Annotated in this window: 21 protein-coding genes, 2 pseudogenes and 1 riboswitch; of the genes and pseudogenes, 15 read left to right on the forward strand and 8 right to left on the reverse strand. The window is 35.8% G+C overall.

The features are described 5' to 3' along the window. The 10 genes and pseudogenes from AC1DJR_RS05325 to AC1DJR_RS05370 form a co-directional block, all read left to right on the forward strand. A pseudogene (locus AC1DJR_RS05325) lies at window positions 1-213 on the forward strand (spore gernimation protein GerB); the annotation flags it as partial. Between the two features lie 45 nt (window positions 214-258). Next, on the forward strand, window positions 259-768 hold the full coding sequence (locus AC1DJR_RS05330) for a PCYCGC domain-containing protein (RefSeq protein WP_477002166.1): 510 nt from the start codon (window positions 259-261) through the stop codon (window positions 766-768). Window positions 769-888: 120 nt separating this feature from the next. Then, window positions 889-1,140, forward strand: coding sequence for a YhdB family protein (locus tag AC1DJR_RS05335; protein ID WP_429687679.1), 252 nt, complete (start codon window positions 889-891; stop codon window positions 1,138-1,140). Window positions 1,141-1,306: 166 nt separating this feature from the next. Then, window positions 1,307-1,726 (forward strand): disulfide formation protein C, encoded by a 420-nt coding sequence (locus AC1DJR_RS05340; RefSeq protein WP_477002167.1) that lies wholly within the window; start codon window positions 1,307-1,309, stop codon window positions 1,724-1,726. Window positions 1,727-1,738: 12 nt separating this feature from the next. Beyond that, the gene (locus AC1DJR_RS05345; protein WP_429687678.1) at window positions 1,739-2,191 is read left to right on the forward strand and encodes a thioredoxin family protein; all 453 of its coding nucleotides are present in this window, start codon (window positions 1,739-1,741) and stop codon (window positions 2,189-2,191) included. A gap of 72 nt (window positions 2,192-2,263) precedes the next feature. Continuing rightward, window positions 2,264-2,479, forward strand: coding sequence for a DUF1540 domain-containing protein (locus AC1DJR_RS05350; RefSeq protein WP_429687677.1), 216 nt, complete (start codon window positions 2,264-2,266; stop codon window positions 2,477-2,479). Window positions 2,480-2,598: 119 nt separating this feature from the next. Next, entirely contained in the window at window positions 2,599-3,585 is a 987-nt protein-coding gene (locus tag AC1DJR_RS05355; protein ID WP_429687676.1) for a LacI family DNA-binding transcriptional regulator, read from the forward strand. A gap of 136 nt (window positions 3,586-3,721) precedes the next feature. Next, window positions 3,722-5,098 (forward strand): sucrose-specific PTS transporter subunit IIBC, encoded by a 1,377-nt coding sequence (locus AC1DJR_RS05360; protein ID WP_429687675.1) that lies wholly within the window; start codon window positions 3,722-3,724, stop codon window positions 5,096-5,098. 17 nt (window positions 5,099-5,115) lie between these two features. Continuing rightward, window positions 5,116-6,591: a glycoside hydrolase family 32 protein gene (locus AC1DJR_RS05365; RefSeq protein ID WP_429687674.1), complete on the forward strand. Its 1,476-nt coding sequence runs from the start codon at window positions 5,116-5,118 to the stop codon at window positions 6,589-6,591. Then, a complete protein-coding gene (locus AC1DJR_RS05370; protein WP_429687673.1) occupies window positions 6,588-7,529 on the forward strand; it encodes a carbohydrate kinase family protein in 942 nt (313 codons plus the stop codon). The genes AC1DJR_RS05365 and AC1DJR_RS05370 overlap by 4 nt, the downstream gene beginning before the upstream one ends. A gap of 12 nt (window positions 7,530-7,541) precedes the next feature. Here AC1DJR_RS05370 and AC1DJR_RS05375 read toward each other — a convergent pair whose 3' ends face one another. The 3 genes from AC1DJR_RS05375 to AC1DJR_RS05385 form a co-directional block, all read right to left on the reverse strand. Beyond that, on the reverse strand, window positions 7,542-7,793 hold the full coding sequence (locus tag AC1DJR_RS05375) for a hypothetical protein (RefSeq protein ID WP_002029881.1): 252 nt from the start codon (window positions 7,791-7,793) through the stop codon (window positions 7,542-7,544). Between the two features lie 163 nt (window positions 7,794-7,956). After that, window positions 7,957-8,718: a L,D-transpeptidase gene (locus AC1DJR_RS05380; RefSeq protein WP_429687672.1), complete on the reverse strand. Its 762-nt coding sequence runs from the start codon at window positions 8,716-8,718 to the stop codon at window positions 7,957-7,959. 221 nt (window positions 8,719-8,939) lie between these two features. Next, entirely contained in the window at window positions 8,940-9,806 is an 867-nt protein-coding gene (locus AC1DJR_RS05385; protein ID WP_060750054.1) for an SDR family oxidoreductase, read from the reverse strand. A 224-nt stretch (window positions 9,807-10,030) separates the two neighbouring features. Between AC1DJR_RS05385 and AC1DJR_RS05390 the strand changes: the two genes are divergently transcribed. The 4 genes from AC1DJR_RS05390 to AC1DJR_RS05405 all read left to right on the forward strand — a co-directional run bounded on the left by AC1DJR_RS05390 (window position 10,031) and on the right by AC1DJR_RS05405 (window position 14,816). Then, the gene (locus tag AC1DJR_RS05390) at window positions 10,031-11,332 is read left to right on the forward strand and encodes an NCS2 family permease (RefSeq protein WP_002029878.1); all 1,302 of its coding nucleotides are present in this window, start codon (window positions 10,031-10,033) and stop codon (window positions 11,330-11,332) included. A 91-nt stretch (window positions 11,333-11,423) separates the two neighbouring features. Next, a riboswitch (SAM riboswitch) is annotated at window positions 11,424-11,529 on the forward strand. 87 nt (window positions 11,530-11,616) lie between these two features. Beyond that, window positions 11,617-12,684: a sugar ABC transporter substrate-binding protein gene (locus tag AC1DJR_RS05395; RefSeq protein WP_477002168.1), complete on the forward strand. Its 1,068-nt coding sequence runs from the start codon at window positions 11,617-11,619 to the stop codon at window positions 12,682-12,684. Further along, complete coding sequence (locus AC1DJR_RS05400; protein ID WP_477002169.1) at window positions 12,611-13,837, forward strand: ATP-binding cassette domain-containing protein; 1,227 nt, start codon at window positions 12,611-12,613, stop codon at window positions 13,835-13,837. The genes AC1DJR_RS05395 and AC1DJR_RS05400 overlap by 74 nt, the downstream gene beginning before the upstream one ends. Next, the gene (locus AC1DJR_RS05405; RefSeq protein ID WP_477002170.1) at window positions 13,821-14,816 is read left to right on the forward strand and encodes an ABC transporter permease; all 996 of its coding nucleotides are present in this window, start codon (window positions 13,821-13,823) and stop codon (window positions 14,814-14,816) included. The genes AC1DJR_RS05400 and AC1DJR_RS05405 overlap by 17 nt, the downstream gene beginning before the upstream one ends. 27 nt (window positions 14,817-14,843) lie before the next feature. On the opposite strand, the gene AC1DJR_RS05410 is transcribed toward AC1DJR_RS05405, so the two are convergent. From AC1DJR_RS05410 to rraA, 5 genes and pseudogenes are all read right to left on the reverse strand, one after another. Continuing rightward, window positions 14,844-15,116 carry a sugar ABC transporter ATPase gene (locus AC1DJR_RS05410; protein WP_429687669.1) on the reverse strand — a complete coding sequence of 91 codons (273 nt, stop codon included), beginning with the start codon at window positions 15,114-15,116 and terminating at the stop codon, window positions 14,844-14,846. Between the two features lie 48 nt (window positions 15,117-15,164). Next, window positions 15,165-15,326, reverse strand: a complete 162-nt coding sequence (locus AC1DJR_RS05415) for a hypothetical protein (protein WP_429692703.1) — start codon at window positions 15,324-15,326, stop codon at window positions 15,165-15,167. A gap of 164 nt (window positions 15,327-15,490) precedes the next feature. Continuing rightward, window positions 15,491-16,621 carry an RNA-guided endonuclease InsQ/TnpB family protein gene (locus AC1DJR_RS05420; RefSeq protein WP_477002171.1) on the reverse strand — a complete coding sequence of 377 codons (1,131 nt, stop codon included), beginning with the start codon at window positions 16,619-16,621 and terminating at the stop codon, window positions 15,491-15,493. A gap of 36 nt (window positions 16,622-16,657) precedes the next feature. Then, window positions 16,658-16,846 (reverse strand): annotated as a pseudogene (locus tag AC1DJR_RS05425) (MerR family transcriptional regulator); the annotation flags it as partial. Window positions 16,847-16,890: 44 nt separating this feature from the next. Next, a complete protein-coding gene (rraA, locus tag AC1DJR_RS05430) occupies window positions 16,891-17,379 on the reverse strand; it encodes a ribonuclease E activity regulator RraA (protein WP_060750693.1) in 489 nt (162 codons plus the stop codon). A gap of 198 nt (window positions 17,380-17,577) precedes the next feature. On the opposite strand from rraA, the gene AC1DJR_RS05435 reads away from it, so the two are divergent. Beyond that, a partial coding sequence (locus AC1DJR_RS05435) for a YfcC family protein (RefSeq protein ID WP_477002172.1) occupies window positions 17,578-18,961 on the forward strand: 1,384 nt, incomplete at its 3' end.

Genomic DNA, 18,961 nt, shown 5'->3' on the forward strand with positions numbered 1-18,961 from the left:
CCATTTAACATTGCACTGCCATTTTTTATCGCAACTATATTTATTTCATCCTTATTTTTCACAAACCGCGAAAGTATCAATACATTAAATACAGTACTGTCTCAAGCAGGTTTATATATTGTATACGCTTATATCCCAATCTTATTTCTATTCCATTCACTACGATGGCGCTTCAAAAATCAGTCGAAAGAATCTTCACCCGACACACCATGATATTTGATACAATTTGGTTAATACATTTGTAAAGGGGACAAGCGTATGAARAARTATGTATTTTCTTTACTTGCAGTACTGAGYYTAATTCTTGCTGGATGCGGRAGYACTRGTACAAATGAAAAAAAATCATCTGAATCAAAAGAAGARCATGAYCAYGCATCACATACTCAGCARGCTGACATTCAAGAAAAGACAAAAGGAGTCGACACACTYCCKRCCTTYCTAGACAAGCTTGATCCRCAAATGAAAGAYATCTACACTGTCGCAGGACAAAACGCTGAACTATTAGATTGGATTCCTTGTTACTGCGGGTGTGGTGAAAGTGTAGGACATAAAAATAATAAAAATTGCTTTATTCGTGAAATCAAAAAGAATGGTGAAGTTGTTTGGGATTCCCATGCAACGACTTGTGTAAATTGCTTAGAAATCGCAGTTGAATCTGCTTCGATGAAACAAAAAGGAAAATCAACGCTTGAAATTCGCAACTACATTGATAATAAATACAAAGAAGGGTATGGCAAGCCAACACCTACGCCAATGCCAAAAGCTTAAAAACGAGGAAATCCCTCGTTTTTTTCTTTTCATTCACTTTTTTCTTAACAAATTCTTTCAAGTGTATTTCTCCTTACTTGTCACACACTATATATAACTCCTCAGTAAGGAGGGTACACAGTGCAAACATATAACGACTATGACAAAGCTCTCTATTACACGTATTGCTGTAATTGGGATAAACTACTCGTTTTAATGGTTCAAACGAATGATCAACTATTCTCTAAGCGTATTGAACACTTTTTACACGCTTATCAATACAGTAAAGAATTGCCAGAAGTTGACAAACAATTGCAGCTCCTATTTCAATATATTGACCATGCATCCCAGAAGTCACATGTAGAAGACGTAGTAGAGCAAATTCAAATGTAAAATATAGCGCTATTCTCTCTTAGAGAATGGCGCTTTTTTGAACATTTTTATATCAATAAAAGTTTCCTTTTACAAAACTTTTATTGATAAACATATTTTCTCTTTCTTTTCTGTGCTACTTCATACTATAATTTAGTATGTAACTATTATAAGTGAGGTATAAAATATGGGACGAGAAAAAAAGCAAGAGTATGCTTTATTTACTGCATGGGGAGCTTCTTTTATTGCTACGCTAGGTAGCCTATACTTTTCCGAAATCATGAAATTTGAGCCTTGTGTCCTTTGCTGGTATCAACGTATTTTTATGTATCCATTCGTTTTATGGCTCGGCATTGCTGTAGTAAAAAAAGATTATCGTATTGCAAGTTATTCCTTACCAATTGCAAGTATTGGTGCTTGTATTTCTTTATATCATTATACAATTCAAAAAGTTTCAGCACTATCAGCTGCAGGAGCAGCTTGCGGACGCGTACCTTGTACGGGAGAATACATAAATTGGTTCGGCTTTGTGACAATCCCGTTTTTAGCTCTTATCGGCTTTATCACAATCGCTRTTTGYAGCTTYATYGTAATWAAAAACAAATAAGGAGATGAMAGAATGAAAAAAATGCTTATATTTGGCGGTATTATTATCGTCTTATTTGCAGCAATTTTCGCTGTGACACAAATGGAAGAAAAAAATGCTTCAACGAGCCAAAAAATTGATAATGCTACTAGTCAATCAGATGGTCCTGACTACTACACAAACAAAATTTCTCTTTCAGATCTCCAAAAGAATTTAAAAGAGAAAAAAGAAGAAACAGTATACTTTTATCAAACATCTTGTGTTCATTGCCAAAAATTATCTCCTATCGTAGTACCGATGGCTAAAGACTTGAATTTTGATATGAAAGTTATGGATATTGAAAAATTAGATGCTCCTTGGGATGAATATAAAATTAAAGGMACTCCAACAATCATTCATTTTAAAGATGGTAAAGAAGTGAGCCGTATTAGCGGCGAACAATCGAAAGACAAATTAAAAGAATGGCTTGAGCAAACGAAAAAATAATGAGAAAAGGAAACTCCTTCTACACATGAAATGGGCGTAAAATCCCACACTAATGTATAAGGAGGGGGTTTTATGCCTGAAGTAAAATGCTCTGTTTCCAATTGCTCATTTTGGGGACAAGGTAACTTTTGTCAAGCAAGTGCAATCGTTGTTCAACCGGATGCACAAGAAGCTGGTCAATCTGAAAATAATTCGTATACCAGTGCAACTTTCACAAACGAGACGCTAGAAAGTTCTGTAACAACGAGTGTAGAAACGTGTTGTCATACATTCAAGCCAAAATATTAACAATTATTCCACCTCATTTACGTGAGGTGTTTTTTTCTTCCTCTCTTCTTGTTTACGTAACCTTTAATTCTCCCTATAATAAAGTTAACATTTTTTTATGAATACGAAGGTGGAATATTATGGCTAAAACAATTGCAGATATCGCCAAATTAGCTGGGGTTGCAAAAAGTACTGTCTCTCGCTACTTAAACGGTGGATATGTAAGTGATAAAACAAAACAAAAAATTGAAAGTATTATTCAAGAAACAAATTTCTCTCCAAATACATTTGCGCAAAGTTTAAAAGCAAAAACAACGAATTTAATTGGTGTTATTATCCCCCGATTAGACTCCTTCGCTACAACGAAAACACTTATTGGGATTGATAATACTTTACGGGAAAATAACTATCAAATGCTTGTTGCAAATGCAAATCAAAAAATCGAAACAGAAATTCAAGCGATGGAAAACTTTATAAATCAAAAAGTAGCTGGCATTATTTTATTAACGAAGACTTTAACTAAAGAACATAAACACATCATCGCTAATTCTAATACCCCTATTTTATTTGTTGGTCAACAATATGAGGATCAATATTGCCTCGTTCACGATGATTTTGACGCTGCTTATGAACTAGGAGCATACGTATTATCACAAGGTCACCGCCATATCGCCTACTTAGGAGTAGCAAGAGATGATATTTCAGTTGGTGTAAATCGAAAAAATGGTTTTCAAAAAGCAATTGAAAATTTAGAGCCTACTTGTACCGTATCTTATTACGAAACAACTTTCCAAACAGCAGATGCAATGAAACAAGTACAACATATTTTGGATTATAACCGTCCTACTATTATCGTATGTGCTACAGATAATATCGCTCTTGGAGCAATGAAAGTAATTCATTCCAATCACCTGTTTGTACCAAATCATATTTCTGTAACAGGATTCGGCGGTTATGATATTTCTGAAATGGTACACCCTAGCTTAACGACAATTGCATTTGACTATGAGTACGCTGGTAAACTTGCTGCTATTTCTCTTTCGCAGCTTGTTGAAAACAAAACAATTCCAAAAACATTACATTCGCGCTATATATTAAAAATTCAAGAAAGCGTTGACAAAATTTAAAGGCGCTCTATAATAAAATTAAAACCGGTTCCACATTTTAAAAACAGGATTTTTCACATCATGTCCCTGTTTTTTATTTTAAACAAAAACGGAACCGGTTCCACAAATTCGAAATATATAGCARGGGGGAATTTTTATGGATATGAAACAAATTGCAACTCAAGTCTTACAGAACATCGGAGGAACAGAAAACATTATTCGCGCTACTCATTGCGCTACTCGCCTTCGTCTTGTACTAAAAGATGAAACAAAAATAAACACGTCAGAAATCGAAAATATTGATGGGGTTAAAGGTGCTTTCGCAACGAATGAGCAATACCAAATTATTTTTGGCACTGGCGTAGTAAACAAAGTGTATGATGAATTTTCAAAACTAATCGGAATAACCGAACTTGATTCTACGGCATCAAACGATCTTCCTAAGAAAAAAATGAATCCGATTACTCGCCTAGCAAAAACATTATCCAATATTTTCGTTCCAATTATTCCAGCTATCGTCGCAAGTGGTTTACTTATGGGGCTACTCGGAATGTTGAAAGCGTTTAAATTAGTTCCTGGCGATCACCCACTTATCCAATTACTTGATATGTTCTCAAGTGCAGCTTTCGTTATTTTACCTATTTTAATCGGTGTTAGTGCAGCTAAGGAATTTGGAGGAAATATTTTCTTAGGTGCAGTTATTGGTGGCATATTAACTCACCCAAACTTAACGAATCCTTGGACTCTTGCAAACGCAAAACCAACTGTTTTACATTTCCTCGGTATGGATATTGATATGATTGGCTATCAAGGCACTGTTTTACCTATTTTATTATGCGTATACGTTATGAGTACAATTGAAAAAGAACTCCGCAAACGAGTTCCGAACTCTTTAGATTTATTAGTTACACCGTTCTTAACAATTATTATAACTGGCTTTTTATCACTTATTATTATCGGACCAATTGGATATAAAATCGGTGACGGTATTACGTACCTTTTAAATACTATTTATCAATTTGCAGGACCAGTAGCGGGCCTTATATTCGGTGGTCTATATTCAACAATCGTTCTTACTGGCTTACACCATAGCTTCCACGCTATTGAAGCTGGCTTACTTGCTAATAAAGATATCGGTGTCAATTTCTTACTCCCTATTTGGTCAATGGCTAACGTCGCCCAAGGCGGAGCTACTTTAGCAGTTTATTTCAAAACAAAAAACAAAAAAACAAAAGAAATCGCAATTCCAGCAGCAGCGTCAGCATTTTTAGGAATTACAGAACCAGCTATTTTTGGTGTCAATTTAAAGCTTGGTAAACCATTTATTGCAGCTGCTATTGGTGGGGCAATTGGAGGCGCTTACGTTGTTTGGATGCAAGTCGCAGCCAATGCATACGGTTTAACAGGTATTCCAATGCTTACAATTGTTGCACCGCTTGGCATGATGAATGTGATTCATTATGTAATCGGCTTCGCTATTGCAGTTATTACTGCTTTTGTTGCCACTCTCATTTTATATAAAGAAAGTAAATAACAACGAGGTAAAAACCTATGTCAAAATATAAAACAATACTGCAATCCAATAAAGAAGAATTAAATTCTTTATATGAAACTGCAAATCAAGATTTATGGAAACCGATTTATCATATTCATCCGCCATATGGATTAATGAATGATCCTAACGGTGTATCATACTACAATGATGAATATCATGTTTTTTATCAGTGGTATCCATTTGGCCCGATTCACGGAATGAAACATTGGGGGCATGTAAAATCAAAAAATCTTATTAACTGGGAACGAATGCCTGTAGCCATTATCCCTACCGAAAGCTATGAGTCACACGGCGCATATTCTGGTGGTTCTATTATAAAAGATGGGCTTCTTCACTTATTATATACAGGGAATATAAAGAAACCTGATGATTCTCGGGATGCTAAACAATGTATGGTAACGATGGATTCTCAATATACGATGACTAAATATAGTAATAATCCTGTTATTGATATGATTCCTGATGGATATACGAAGCATGTACGTGACCCAAAAGTATGGAAAAATAACGATACTTACTATATGTTGCTTGGTGCACAACGTGAAAATAAAACGGGGACACTATTATTATATAAATCAATAGACCTATACAATTGGATTTTCCAAGGTGAGATCAAAACAAACTTAAAAGAATTCGGATTTATGTGGGAATGTCCAGATTATTTCCAATTATCGAATAAAGATGTGCTGCTCTTTTCACCTCAAGGAATTGAAAGAGACGAGGAAAATTTTCAAAATGTATATAATGTCGTATATGCAATTGGAAATTTCGATATTGAAAATTTATATTTCCATATTGATTCGTATTACGAAGTTGATAAAGGGTTCGATTTTTATGCCCCTCAAACTTTAGAAGATCAATCTGGTCGCCGCCTTTTATTTGCTTGGGCGGGTTCAAGCGAAATAACATATCCTTCTGATGATTATATGTGGGCTCATTGTTTAACACTTCCACGAGAACTAGCATTAGAAAATAATATATTAAAACAAAAACCAGTTTCAGAACTAAAAAAACTAAGAACACTAAAAAAAGAGATTTCAGGTGACATATCAACTGGGCTAAACGTATTAGCGGCCCTTGACCATGAATGCTCATATGAATTAATTGCTACTCTTAAAACAGATGATGCGAACAAATTCGGCCTTTCCCTCTTCCATAATGAAGAGGAGTCTTTCCCGATTACATTTAACCGCGAGAAAGAGACTATTTCTATAGACCGAAGCAACTTCCATCACCAATTTGGCGGAGAGTATGGATATGAACGCTGTAAAAAAATTGACATTCGCGATACGATAGAACTAAGAATATTTGTAGATAATAGCATCGTAGAAATTTTCTTATATGATGGTTCCACTGTCTTTACGTCTAGAGTATTTCCGCGAAAAGACATTACACATCATATCGCCATCTTTTCAGATGCAAAACTAAACTTTACAATTACACAATATAAACTTAAAAGAGGGATTGTATGAGAAATATTTTTTGTATAGGTGAATTATTAATTGATTTCGTTTGCCGAAACTCCAATGTTTCTTTAGTGGACGGTACAGATTTCGAAAAGAAAGCTGGTGGGGCTCCCGCTAACGTTGCCGCTGCTATTACAAAATTAGGTGGACACGCTACATTTATGGGCCAAGTAGGAAATGATCCGTTTGGTGATTTTCTAGAACAATCTTTACAACGTGCTCATGTTGACACTTCAATGCTCATAAAAGATAAACAAACAACGCTTGCTTTCGTATCTATCGATAAAGATGGTGAACGCGATTTTATTTTTATGCGCGGAGCTGATGGCGAATACACCTTTAATAAAATCGATTTATCAAAAATAAAAAGTAATGATCTAATACATTTCGGTTCAGCAACGGCCTTATTAGCAAGTCCATTAAAAGAAACATACTTTCAACTATTACAATATGCAAAAGACAATAATCATTTTATTTCTTTTGATCCAAATTATCGAGATGCACTTGTTACTGATGTAGAACAATTTTCTCAAGATTGCCTATCCTTTATAAAACACGCTCATTTCGTAAAAGTAAGCCAAGAAGAAGCAACGATGCTTTCTAAAGAGACTGATTTACAAAAATCAGCACTAAAATTATTAAATTACGGGGCTACAGTTGTAGCTATCACACTTGGAAAAGACGGTACCCTTCTCGCAACAAAAGAAGCTCAAATCATTGTACCTTCTATTTCCATTAAACAAGTAGATACAACTGGTGCTGGTGATGCTTTCGTCGGAGCGATGTTATATCAAATTTCAAAAAATGAACAAACGCTTCCTCAAAAATTCACAGATTTAGCCGAGTTTGTCTCGTTCGCAAATAAAGTAGGTGCCATAACATGTACAAACTATGGAGCAATCGCTTCACTTCCATCAATAGTAGATGTAAAAGCATACGATTAGTCGTATGCTTTTTTACATTCCCCTCCAAACATCATGCATCATAAAAAAGTACAAAATAACGAGAAGGACCGTCCCGCATAAAGTAATGCGCCGATATACACTCTTCTCCCCTTCCCTCGCTTTAACAAATGCCCAAATAAATCCAACGAACAATATTAAATCGATATATGGAACATAAAAGGAGAAGACGAGTAACGCATATAAATACACGATAAATAAACAAGTCGTGATTAAGAAAATTTTAAATGCAAATTCACTTTTCATAATGTGACCGCCCCCCAGTCTGTACTGTATTATATTCAGCAAAACATAATAGTTGCTGTTTCAATTTTTTTATCTCACTATTTACAGGCGCTCGATTGGTATGAAATCATTAAAACCAACTAAACTTCATCACAAATAAGCTACCGCCTATACACGGTAGCTATTATAGAACATTATATTTCCTTTTATATATGTTACTTAAAATCGAATAAGGTAATTGCTCATAACGAATTTTTTCTCCCGTTACATCTACAATATACAAATTGTTTCCTATATAATAGGTTCCATCTTTTCGTTTTGAATACACTGTATATTTTTCATTTGGCAATACCGTTTTTACTTTCGTCAATTGTCCATTTGGTTCTTGCCAATATATATTTACACGATCTACTAACGTAAGCATTCCAATTTGTTCTTCTTCTACTTTACGACCATTCCARCTCACAACMCGATAACCAAGCTTATACGCTTCATATTCGGGACTCGTATGAAAACGAGAAATAATTACTTTCGTCTGTAATTGTACCCTGTCGTATAACCATTGTATGTCCCGATCGTGCATGCGAATACAACCATTCGACTCCCTGCTTCCAATCGTCCATTCCCGATTTGTTCCATGAATTGCATATTCCTTTTTATCTAGACCTARCCACCTCGTACCGAGAGGRTTATTCGGAGCACCYCCAGCTATTTTTTTACGATGGTATTCTTTATTTTTATATTTAGTTATAATACAAAAATTMCCYTCAGGCGTCGGGGTCCTGTCTTTTCCTGTCGTTATCGGAAATGTCTTAGTATAGTTTCCATCTTCAAAAAAAGACAGCTGATTCGTCGTAAGGTTAACTAATATTAAATGATCTGTATTAGCAAAAACGCTAGCTGGCAGGCAGAAAAATAGGATTACGATAAACCATACTTTCTTCATCTAAATCCTCCCTAGCACTAACATCATAATAAAGTGAAACTTTACTCGTTTGGGGATTTTGTCCATCCCCACTGAGGATTAGCCTTCACCAATCGAGCATTTACGGACATTTATCTCCCACCTAACTTCCTTGTATTCACCGAATTGTTAGGTAGGAGTCTTACTGCCCGCAAATAGCGGGATAAATACAATTAACTTTACTTTGCTCTTATAAATGAAAACTATCCATTCACAATTACTCCACCATTTACATGCATCATCTGTCCCGTTACATATGCCGAATCACTAGACGCTAAATATACATATGCAGGCGCTAATTCATACGGCTGACCAGGCCTTTGCATAGGAACATTACTCCCAAACTGTGATACTTTTTTCTCATCAAAACTGGATGGAATAAGCGGTGTCCAAATTGGGCCTGGTGCAACACCATTTACACGAATTCCCTTTTGTACTAACGACTGAGATAGCGATCTTGTAAAAGCGACAATCGCTCCTTTCGTTGCAGAATAATCAATCAACGTTTCATTTCCTTCATACGCAACGATAGATGCCGTGTTTATAATTACATCCCCTTGCTTTAAATGAGAGAGGGCTGCTTTTGTAACATGAAAATAAGAAAAAATATTAATACGGAACGTTTTTTCTAACTGTTCCGCTGTAATATACTCTAGCCCTTGCTGCGGATATTGCTGTGCGACGTTATTCACAAGAACATTTAAACTCCCCAGCTGCCGGGCGGTCTCTTCCACAATATCTTTACAATGTTGCTCATTACTTAAATCCCCCGGCAGCAATACACAATTCACGCCTTCTTTCTCAACAAGTTGTTTCGTCTCATTCGCATCTTCGTCCTCATCTAAATAAGCAATCGCAATATTTGCTCCCTCTTTTGCAAAAGCGATGGAAACAGCTCTCCCAATCCCACTATCTCCCCCTGTAATTAATACACTCTTTCCTTTTAACTTTTCGCTTCCTTTATAATTAGGATCTTCAAACTTTGGAAGAGGATTCATTAACGATTCAATACCAGGCTGTTTATCTTGATGCTGCGCTGGCATCGTTAAAAAGTTTTTTTGCTGTGGCATAACTTCCTTCAACTCCTTTCCCCTTATAATGTGCACAATAATAAAAACTACTTACACATTAAAAAACCGCAATTCACACGCAATTTTACGGTTAACATTCGAATTTAAGACATAAAATATGAGTTGTTCTAAAGTTTTTATGCAAAACTATTGCAAAATAGATAAAAAACGAATATTATATATAACTGTTGTGGAAATTATTCGTAAAAAGAAAGGATGTTTATATGTTTAACCTTTCAAAACATAAAACTTCTATTAAAACTGAAATTATGGCAGGTATTATTACCTTTTTAACAATGGCATATATCATTGTCGTAAACCCTGTCATCCTTGGGGATGCAGGCGTTCCATTTGAACAAGCATTTACAGCTACAATTATCGCTGCTGTTGTCGGAACATTATTTATGGCAATCTTTACAAACTTACCAATCGCAATTGCACCGGGTATGGGATTAAATGCTTACTTCTCTTATTCTGTTGTAAAAGCTCATGAAGGCATGACTTTCGCGATTGCATTCTCTGCTGTATTCGTAGCAGGTATGATTTTAATTTTGTTATCATTCACATCATTCCGTACAAAATTAATGGAAGTAATTCCTGAAAACTTAAAACATGCACTTACTGCTGGTATCGGTCTTTTTATTGCTTTTATCGGTTTGCGCTTAACGGGAATTGTTACAAAAAATGATGCAAACTTAGTTGGGCTTGGCGATCTTCACTCTGCTCCAGTTCTACTAGCATTAGCTGGCCTTGGAATTACAATTATCCTTATGTCTTTAAATATAAACGGGGCACTATTTATCGGAATGTTATTAACTGGTATTATTGCTTACTTCACAGGTCAATTAACATTCTCAAGCGGCGTTACATCAATGCCTGGATTACCAGAAGGAATTATCGTTTCAAATCCAATTACTGCTGTATCTGATGTAATTAACTACGGATTATACGGCGTTGTGTTCTCATTCTTCCTTGTTACACTATTYGATACAACWGGWACAYTACTTGGYGTWGCACAACAAGGTGGATTTATGAAAGATGGAAAGCTTCCAAAAGCAGGACGAGCTCTTCTATCTGACTCATTCTCAGCAACAATTGGAGCTATGTTCGGAACAACACCATCAACAGCTTACATTGAATCATCTGCTGGTGTTGCAGCTGGTGGTCGTACTGGTTTAACAACTGTTACAGTAGCTGTTCTATTTGCATTAGCAGCATTCTTCGGACCGTTAGTGAGCGCTGTTTCTGGCGTTTCAGCTATTACAGCACCATCACTAATTATCGTTGGTAGTCTTATGATGGGCTCAGTTCGCCACATCGATTGGGATACATTCGATGAAGCATTCCCAGCATTTTTAGTAATCTTAAGCATGCCACTTACATCAAGTATCTCAACAGGTATTGCACTTGGATTTATTTCATACCCACTTATGAAAGTGGCAAAAGGACAATTCCGTGCTGTTCACCCACTTGTGTATTTATTCGGGATCTTGTTCGCTTATCAATTAGTTTTCTTACCACATTAAAATCCCTCGTTGTGAGGGATTTTTTATTTACAAAAAATATTTGACAACAGCATACACTTATGGAATAATTCGAAATAGTTAAATATTCGATGTCTTATCAAGAGCAGGTGGAGGGATGAGCCCTACGAAGCCCGGCAACCGACCCATTTATGGGCACGGTGCTAATTCTTACAACACATTGTGTTGAAAGATAAGAGTAATATGATAAGACGTCTTTTCTATATGAAARGACGTTTTTATTTTCACTCCCTCCTCTCTTTTCTTAATTTAGGAGGGATTTTTTTATGAAAAAATTATGTTCCACCGTACTCATTATTCTCTTACTCGCATTAACAGCTTGCACAAATGAACAAGATGCTATCTCTTCACAAAAGCAACAAACGGTGAAGAAAGAARCTACTACAGCAGCAAATCATTTACAAACAGAAATTCCAAGCCAAGTAAAAAASCCATTAAAAATCGCATTAATTATGCAAATGTCCATCGGAACTTTTTCCTCTCAATATATTGAGGGTGTCAAAAAACAAGTCGAGCTATTCGGCGGCAGTGTGCAAGTCTACAATTCTGATAATGATTTAGCAAAAATGGCAGCAAATCTAGATACTGCTATTAATTCAAAAGTTGATGGTATTYTAATTGATCACGGTCGCTCTGAAGCACTAAAACCCGGAGTAGAAAAAGCATTACAAGCGAATATTCCTGTAGTTGCATTTGATAATGACCTACGATTACCAGGCGTAACGATTATTGATCAAGATGACTATAGTCTTGCATGGAAGTCATTAAAAACGTTAGCGGAAGATCTGAATGGACAAGGGAATATCGCCGTCGTATGGGTTGGCGGATTTGCTCCAATGGAACGTCGCAATGTTATCATTGATGCTTTTTATAAACGTTATCCAAATATAAAAGAAGTTGCACGCTTTGGTACCGCTAGTAATAACACACCACTTGATACGCAAACACAAGTAGAGGCTTTACTAAAAAAATATCCGAAAAAAGGTGATTTACAAGCTATTTTCGCTTCGTGGGATGAGTTTGCTAAGGGGGCCGTCAAAGCACTCGAACAAGCTGGTCGTACAGATATAAAAGTATACAGCATTGACTTAAGTAATGAAGATTTACAACTCATGCAAAAAGAAAATTCACCTTGGACTGCTACGGCTGCAACCGATCCAGCTGAAGTCGGTAAAGTTCAAGTGCGTTTCTTATACAAGAAAATCGCTGGCTTCTCCACGTGTTGCAAAAAARCATGGTATTTCTTTCGTRACACAAGAAGTGGATYACGGWCTTATTCCTGGATTATCTRTATTAGAAAATGTACTAATCGATCATTTAGCAATGCAAAATAAAGYACTATTTTCAAAATCAAAATTAGTSGYRCTCGCTAAACAAYAYTTGCAARCTGTACAGGTCGATTTAAATGTTTCGGAAGATGTTTCAAACTGCTCATTACATGAAAAACAATTACTTCTTATCGCAAGAGCTTTATCTAACAATACAAATTATCTTTTATTAGATGAGCCTACTTCTTCTCTTGGACCAAAAGAAGTTGAAACCTTTGGGAAATTATTAAAAGATTTAACATCAAAAGGAATTGGCATCATCCTAATTTCTCATCGTTTATCAGAGATTCGAAATTTCGCGGATGATGTAACTGTATTACATAACGGTAAAGTTGCACTTTCTGAAGCTATTACAAAGATTACAGGTCAACAAATTGTGGAAGCAATGACTGGAAAACAACTAACACTTCCTATTAATACAGCACCAAAACGCGGAAACGAAGAATTATTGAAAGTACAAGAACTTCAATTACACAAGGACCATTCTCCCCTTTCTCYCACCATACGGAAAGGTGAAACTGTTGTGATATACGGATTAATTGGAAGCGGTAAAACAACACTTGCTGAAACTTTATTTGGTGCTCGTCATACTTATCACGCAGAAATAGACGGTCAAAATATAACGATTAAAACACCACGAGATGCGATTAAAGCTAAAATCGCACTTGTACCAGAAGAAAGAAGAAAACAAGGCTTATTTCTTTCGGAAAATATTATAAGTCACACAAATTTACACCAATCAGGTTGGAGACGAAAACAAACCGAATTAAATAATGCTACTGCGGCAATTACCGCTTTCAGCATTTCACCGAATGATCCAAAAGCATTTATTCATTCACTTAGCGGAGGAAACCAACAAAAAGTCTCGATTGCAAAATGGGATGGATTCAAACCTAATCTATTTCTTTTGGACGAGCCAACTAAAGGGGTAGACATAGCTGCAAAACAAGATATTTTCCAATTCATTCGTAACATTACAGATAACGGAAGTTCCGTAATTTATTTCACAGGAGAACAAGATGAAGCGTTACATATCGCCGATCGTATTCTTATACTAGCAAACGGCAAATTTGTAGGTGAATACTTGCCGAGTGATCTGTCTCCTGAACAGCTTTTACATTTATCTGAAGGGAGCTATTMCATTGAATCTCATTCATAAAACGAAAACTAAGAAACTATATTTACCTACTCATCTTTTTTATCAATTTAGCACGATCGCTATCATTATTGGAGTTACAATTTTTTTCTCTATCGYMAACGATTCTTTTTTAACCTAYAACAATATTAGTGATATTTTACGTTCTATTTCTATTGTAACGTTACTTGCAATTGGTGTTACCTTTACATTAATTGTAGATGGATTTGATTTATCAGTCGGCTCTACCGCTAGTTTAGCAACAATTGCAGCTGCTTCCTGTCTCGTTTTATATCGACAAGAACTATTAGTCACACTCCTTATTCCTATTCTTTGTGGTCTATTAGTTGGATTATTTAATGCATTACTCGTTATCCGAATTAAACTACCAGATTTACTAGCTACATTAAGTATCATGTATATCGTTAATGGACTACACTTAACATTTTCAAAAGGGGCTTCTATTTATGAAGGAATGTCTGGTGCCAAAGGACATTTTATTCCATCCTTTTTATTTATCGGTCAAGGTTCCGTGTTAGGAATTCCAGTCCCTGTCATTATCATGCTTATCGTCGTTTTAATTGCATATGTATTTTTAGAAAAAACAACGTACGGTCGCTTCTTTTATATGACAGGTGGGAATCGAGAAGCTGCTAGACTAGCTGGTATTCCTACTGATCGTTACCGTGTATATGCTTATATGATTAGCGGTTTACTTGCAGCTATTGGTGGTATTATTCTATGTAGCCGTGTTGGAACAGGACAAGTTTCAGCTGGCGCCCCATTATTAATGGATGCAGTTGCAGCCGCCTATATCGGTTACGCAATGTTCGGTGCTAAGAAACAAAATGTCATCGGAACATTTCTTGGTTCCGTATTAATTGGAATCATATTAAACGGCCTTACAATGATGAACGTTCCTTATTATGCACAAGACATTATTAAAGGCAGTATTTTAATTGCAGCTTTAGCCTTTTCATTTATTAAAAAGAAGCGTAAATAAAAAAGTAGCGCATCGAATTCCGATGCGCTACTTTCCTTTTGCAACAATCACACGAACTACTTTCAATGCAAGAAGCAAAAGACCGTTCGCTATTGCTGTAACACCTAAGAAGATTGCTATCATAAGCTCTCCCATTCCGTTATTAAATATAAAAATAATAGAAGAAATGAAAGCCAAAATAAACAATATGAACGCTGGTATATATTTAATAAAAGGCTTCTCAAATGATCTTTTAGAAAGAAGAAATGTAATTAACAATGTCATAATAAAAACAAAATATACCGCAAATAAAAAAGTCATATGAAAGCCTCCTCTACGACCAAACTACTTAAAAGAGGTTAGAAACCTTTAATATTTCTCATTTACCTGCAATTCTTTACTATACTTTTGAATGAACACTGATGAAATAACCATTACCATTCCTATACTAAAACCAATAAGCTGATCTAATAAGATTTCATCATGAATGAACCAGCGCAGTAGAAATACGCCACCAAAAATAAGCAACATAGTAAATCCAGTATGTCTAAGCCGATACGATAAACTTAACTAAATCTATACAATTCAATCAAATTTATACAAGTTAGTGCTTCATCGTGTTCTCGCAACCCCGAAGGGACGAGGGGTATAACACTCCACACGAGGCAGTATCGTTACCTCCTATTATCAAGCATTTATTTTACCCATCTTGATAAATTTATCGAAGCATTTACATCCCTATCGTGATGGCTATTGCACCCAACACAGTCCCATTCACGAATCTTTAAACTCCACTGTCCTTCTGGTTGAACTGAATGGTCGTATTTTACTCCGCAACATGAGCAAATCTTGCTTGAGGCGAACCATTTATCAGCTTTTACATACTCAATGCCATACTTCTCGCACTTGTATGATAAACATTGAAAGAAGAAGTTTAATTTTTGAAATGAAAATGCTTTCGATAGTTTTTTGTTTTTTAGCAGGTTTGAGATAAGTAAGTCTTCCACAACAATCCTCATTGGTTTGKTTTTCACCAAKTTAGCTGTTGCTTGATGGATATGGTTATTTCGGATATTCATAATTTTCCTAGATAACCGCAGGTGCTCAGTTTTAGCTTTTTCATATCCGGCAGATTGAATTTTCACACCTTTTTTAAATCTCCTAGACATATCTCTTTGYGCTGACTTTTTCCTTTTCAAAAGTTTTTTAACCTTRGCATCTTTGTTTATATTTCGTTCTTTCGTACCATTAGAAGCYACAAACAGCTCTTTTAAACCAACATCCACACCAATCGACTCATTGGTTAGTTCTTGTGMTTCAARGKMTTCTTGGAACCCTACACTAATCCACCAGTGACGACCATCAAATGTAACTCTTGGATTTGATGGTTTTTTGTTTCTTGGTAGTTGTTGGCTTGTTTTCACTTCTCCAATAGACTGAATATCAACTACTTTCTTTCCTATAATCAGTCTTTCATAATTGGCATAAAATCCTTGAATTAAATCTTTTTTGGATTTATAAGAAGTGTGATAACCATTTTTRTACTTTTYGAACGAATTTYTTCTCGCCTTATCAAAATYTTTTGAAGCCTGTTTKGGAACTTGTGCRTTGATGTCATTTAACCACTCATATCTCTTTCKCTTCTTGATCTTTGTAAATCGTTTCTGTAAATCTAACTGTGAWACAGATTTTCCAAATAGCTTATAGTATCTATCACTCATTCTTTTACARTAGTTATAAGCGAATCTTGAAGCTCCAGCATGATTTCTAAGCACTTTTTCTTGTTCAGGCGTTGGAATCAGTCTGACTTTCTTCGCCAATATCATCAGAAGKCAACTCCTTAATTATCTGTTTGGTCTTTAGCCAATTACTGTGCGATTATTTGGGCGCTCCCCTTTTAGATAATGAAAGATTTGTTCTTCTGAATAGTAGCGTGTTCCACCAGCAGTCACCTTTTCAGGTGCTAATTCAAAGCTTTTGTGCATTCTCCTAAGACTACTAGGATGCAACCCTGTTAATTCCGACACTTGACTAGCAGGGCTTACTGATATATTTAATTAACTTTAGTTATAATTGGTTAAATAAATCGTAACAGTTAGTTACCCTCACTATGTAAGCTTTTATCACTAACTATAATTCCATCTTCATCTACATAAACATATTCATTCGGTTTCCATTCGACTTCACCAAATTGCAATGAAATATTTCGCTCTCCTTTTCCTTCTTTTACACTTCTATTTGGCATCGTCCCTAACGCTAAAATACCAATATTAATATTTTTTAATTCACTAGAATCACGAACATAYCCATTTACAATAATTCCTGCCAAATTTCTYTCTTCCGCAATAGCTGCTAAATTATCACCGAGTAACGCGCAATTTTTAGAAGCTCCGCTATCAACAACTAATACTGTTCCTTCTGGCAGTGTTTGTAACCCCTCTTTTACTAGTACATTATCATCCTTCACTTTTACCGTTGCGATTTTTCCATAGAATTGTTCTTTCTTCCCATAAGATTGAAAAGACTGGCGACATATTTGTAATTCCTTTTCAAATTCATCACATAGATCCGTAGTTTTCCACATCTCTTTCCCTCTTTTCTTTTCCTTTTATATTACATATTCTTGGATTTTTTTCGTTTCCCTGTCTAATGTTGCAACAATTTGTATGTGTAAGAAAAGGACAGAAAAACTATTGCCTTAAGAAGCCACCTTTATTATAATCTATTYCACRGATAAATTTCRGAATATTAAAAATTAACCAAGTGRAAAAGGAGGGGTTTTATGCAATTACAGACCGAGGCAAAAAAACAGCCWAGTAAACGAAAGTTTAAAATGCCTGACGCGTACGTACTACTATTTTTTATTGCTTTACTTTGTGCAATAGCTACATATTTCGTTCCTGCTGGAGAATTTAAAAGAGTCACAAACGGTACTGTTACAACGACAATACCAGGAAGTTATCATTCTGTTCCACAATCGCCGGTAGGGTTTGTTTCTTTTTTTACCGCTATTGAAAAAGGAATGACACTTGCTGCTCCTATCATCTTCTTAATTTTATTTACAGGTGGAGCCATTGCAATTCTTGAAAAAACAGGTGCTCTTGACGGTTTAATCTATCATGTAATTAACAAATTTCGGAATCAGCAATTACTTTTCATTTGTATTGTCGCCGCACTCTTTTCTATTCTCGGAACGACTGGTATTATCGTGAACTCAGTTATCGGCTTTATCCCCATCGGCATCATCGTTGCACGCACATTAAAATGGGACGCTATCGTCGGCGTAGCAATTATTTATTTAGGCACTTATGCTGGTTTTAATGCTACTATTTTATCTCCCTCACCTTTAGGCATTTCACAAAAAATCGCAGAACTCCCGATGTTTTCAGGAATTGGTTTACGTACGGCAATTTATATCTCTTTTTTAATTGCTACCATTTTGTATATTAATTGGTATGTAAAACGCTTAAAAAAATCGAATAAAGGAAGCATACTCGGAGATAACTGGTTTCCAAGTAATGCTCTTTCAAGTGAGAAAGAAACAGAGAAAACAGAAGTTCCTTGGACAATACGTCATAAATTAATTTTACTCGTTTCAGCTTTATCATTAATTGCATTTTTAATAGGCGCTTYTCGTCTACATTGGACGGACGCAGAAATGACCGCTACTTTTATATTCATAGCAATTACAGCGGGAATAATAGGTGGTATGAAAGCAAACGATATCGCTTCTACTTTTCTAGCAGGCTGCCAAAATCTCATATACGGTGCTTTGATCGTCGGAATGGCTCGTTGTATTTCAGTCATTTTAGAACAAGGCAAATTACTTGATACAATCGTTAATCAACTCGCACAGTCTCTCGAAGGACATAGCCCTGTATTTGGCGTTCTCGGCATGTATGTAAGTAGTGCCGCATTACATTTCCTCATTTCATCCGGGACAGGAGAATCTGTTATTTTCATTCCGATATTAGCTCCATTAGCCGATTTCATGCATATTACACGCCAAGTTACAGTACAGGCTGTTATGCTTGGAGAAGGTGTAGTGAACTGCCTCAATCCAACTTCCGGTGTTTTAATGGGCGTTCTCGCAGCGAGCGGCATTTCTTATGGAAAATGGATTCGCTTCATGGCTCCACTTGCATTCATTTGGTTTATCATTGGAC

This window comes from Bacillus sp. 05T31 (assembly GCF_056396725.1).